This is a genomic window from Microbacterium sp. (genome assembly GCF_030149085.1).
Lineage (GTDB): Bacteria > Actinomycetota > Actinomycetes > Actinomycetales > Microbacteriaceae > Microbacterium.
Map to the genome: position 1 here is coordinate 1 of NZ_JASBSF010000131.1, position 2,689 is coordinate 2,689.

3 protein-coding genes and 1 pseudogene are annotated in these 2,689 nt (G+C 66.7%); 1 reads left to right on the forward strand and 3 read right to left on the reverse strand.

The features are described 5' to 3' along the window. Window positions 1-80 precede the first annotated feature (80 nt). Entirely contained in the window at window positions 81-557 is a 477-nt protein-coding gene (locus Q1V87_RS05410) for a HipA domain-containing protein (protein WP_300591178.1), read from the forward strand. Here Q1V87_RS05410 and Q1V87_RS05415 read toward each other — a convergent pair. The 3 genes and pseudogenes from Q1V87_RS05415 to Q1V87_RS05425 all read right to left on the reverse strand — a co-directional run. Next, entirely contained in the window at window positions 554-1,528 is a 975-nt protein-coding gene (locus Q1V87_RS05415; RefSeq protein WP_300591175.1) for an alpha/beta hydrolase, read from the reverse strand. The genes Q1V87_RS05410 and Q1V87_RS05415 overlap by 4 nt on opposite strands. A 29-nt stretch (window positions 1,529-1,557) precedes the next feature. After that, the gene (locus tag Q1V87_RS05420; RefSeq protein WP_300591177.1) at window positions 1,558-2,139 is read right to left on the reverse strand and encodes a hypothetical protein; all 582 of its coding nucleotides are present in this window, start codon (window positions 2,137-2,139) and stop codon (window positions 1,558-1,560) included. A 96-nt stretch (window positions 2,140-2,235) separates the two neighbouring features. Beyond that, window positions 2,236-2,689, reverse strand: a pseudogene (locus Q1V87_RS05425) (hypothetical protein); the annotation flags it as partial.

A 2,689-nucleotide genomic window follows, 5' to 3' on the forward strand; every position in this document is an offset into this window, starting at 1 on the left:
TCGCACCCGGCGTGGACTCATACAAGTCCACCGCCCGCTGCCGGAACTCGTCCGTGTAGTTCTTCCTAGCCATCCCTTGGATTCTCGCTTCCCCAGCATCGTGCTGGAATCAGCGTGTCCAAGATCAGGGGTCAAGCGCCCTCCGCCTCGCGCGGATGACCGTTCTCGCCGTCGGTATCGGCAATCTCGACATGCACACGAAGAACCTCGGGTTGGTGCATCCCGCCAACGACGTGCCGACACTCGCTCCGGCATATGACCAGGTGCCCCTCGCCCACCCTTCCGGAGGAGATGGTCGACTGGCGCTCGCCGTGAACCGGAAGTACCGGCATGCCGAGATCACGCGCGACGACCTCGTCAGCGAGTTCGAGTCGTGGCGGCTCCGTCGCGCAGCAGCGGCGGTCTCGGATGTGCTCGATGAGTTGTCCGCTGCTGTAGCCGAAGAGGTTCCGCTTGACTCGGCTCATCCCGAATTGCACGATTCGATTAGCAGCTTCGTCCGCAATCTGCGAGAGGGGCAGGCCGTCGGAGACGGTCGAGCACCCTCCGCAGGCTAGCGAAGCGCCTGCGACTGCATCCACTCCCCCAGCACGCGGTAGGCCTCTTTCCGCACGGCTGCGCGGGAGAGGAACACGTCGTGGAGCGCGCCCTCGATCCGCGCGATGGTCACGAGGCGGCCTAGGCGCGTCGCAGCCTTGGCGATGTCGTCGACGACCAGAACGGAGTCTGTCTCGAGCATGTCGGGGCGCCACATCAGCGGCGAACTCGACCGCTGCGACAGCATGACGAGCGCAGGGCATCCCACCTCGATGCCGTCCGCAACCGTCTCGTGGCCGTCGAGCACCGCCTTGAGCCAGCCCGGAGTGGTCGGAAACCCACGCTCAGGTCGCCATCCGTCCGGCGCCTCCGGCAGAGTTCCGACCTCGCGCTGCGCGCGAGTATAGAAGCCGAGATCGACAACCGGATGCATGCCCAACGGATCCCACCGAGCACGGGCCGCCACCAACGGCGAGAGCGCCTCCCTGCCCCGGGCCCCTGTCTGAAACTCCAGCCACGGACTGTTGAGCACGAGGGCCGATGCAAGCCCCGGATGCCGTGCCGCCCACAGCGACAGCGTGAGCCCTCCCGTGGAGTGGCCGAGCAGCACGAGACGCCGCCCCGGCCTCTCGTCCCGTCCCATCGCGGACAGCGCCGCAGCAATGTCTGCGTCGTACGCGGACAGCGAGGAGACGTAACCCGGAGTCTGACCCGGGCGCAGGCTCCGTCCGTACTTGCGCAGATCGAGCGCATAGAACCGGGCGCCCCGGTCAGCCCACCACTGCGCGAGGCTTGTCTGGAAGAAGTAGTCCGACCACCCGTGCACGTAGAGAACATCGACGTCGCGAAGACGTCCCGTCCAGGAGGCAGGCCACGACGGCAGCAGTCGCACGAGCGTGGCGACGATCTCGCCCTCGGCGTCGCTGCCCAGACTCAGCGTGCGCTGCCGGAAGCGACCGCCGAGCAGGTCAGGAAGCCACACCTCTTCCATGTGCCGAGACTATCGGCACCCGCTCTCGCTCAGTTGCCCCAGATCTGCAGATTCAGATCGCTCAGCAGCATGTCGGCATCCACGTTCGTCACTGACGAGTAGATCCAGATGTCCTCGCGGCTCGTGATCGTCTCGACAGTGTCGACGGGGTACTGGGAGTTCGGCGTGACCATCTGGCATACCGGGTTTCCGGCATCCCCCGTGACGCAGGTGTAGCCCTGATCGGGAAGGGTCGCGACGTAGGCCTCAGCAGCCGCGGGGTCGACCTCGCTGATCAGCAACAGCACCCCTGACGTGTCGCCGGCGAACCAGTCGCACCCGAGCAGCAGCGTGGCGCCCTCGGGAGCCGGACGGACGAAGCCGACGCCGTCGCCCTGCAGATTCAGCTGGTCGACCGAGTCGGCGCGGCTCTCAGCCGTACCGACGGCGGCACAGTCCGCGGGGACGTTGCCGACGAACGACTGTGGTTCTTGCGTCGGTTCAGAGCTGGGCGTGTCGTTCTGCGTTACCTCAGAGCTCGGCGTGGTCGAGGGCTCGGGCGTCGGCGCACAGCCCACGAGCACCAGAATGCCGACGACGGCAACGGCAGGAAGAAAACGGAACCGGAACATAGGTACTCCTTCGTACAGTGCGCGGGCGACCACCTCACCTGCACACACTCTGGACTTCCCCAATGTAAAACACGAGGAGAGCGCGCGCCCGTCTGCTCAGCGGCGACCGCGACGGGTTGTTCGCAGGGCCAGGATGCCGAGCAGCAGCGAGAGCGCCATCATCGCCGCAATGACCACGGCCATCGGCACCGCCGTGTCCTCTCCCGCCAACCCCACGAGCGGTGATGCGACAGCGCCGACCACGAACTGCGATGTCCCCAGGATTGCTGAGCCTGCACCGCGGGCTCGATCGGCGCGGGCAAGGCCCAGCGCACTGGCATTGGACATCGTGAACCCGAGCCCGAGGGTGAGCAGAAACGCGCCGGCTATGAAGCCCGGGATCGTGAGCGTGCCGGTCAGCGTCAGCACGAGCAGAAGCGCTGCGGCGCAGGCCGTGGCGCCGAGGCCGACACCCAGCATCCGTCTCGGTCCGAACCGCACGGCGACCCGGGCGTTCACGATGTTCGAGAGGATGACGCCGCTGGCCGCAACAGCGAACGAGACCGAGTAC

Bases quoted from the DNA above. Each gene is read 5' to 3' on its own strand.
- Q1V87_RS05415 (WP_300591175.1), bottom strand. From the start codon at position 1,528: ATGGAAGAGGTGTGGCTTCCTGACCTGCTCGGCGGTCGCTTCCGGCAG.
- Q1V87_RS05420 (WP_300591177.1), bottom strand. From the start codon at position 2,139: ATGTTCCGGTTCCGTTTTCTTCCTGCCGTTGCCGTCGTCGGCATTCTG.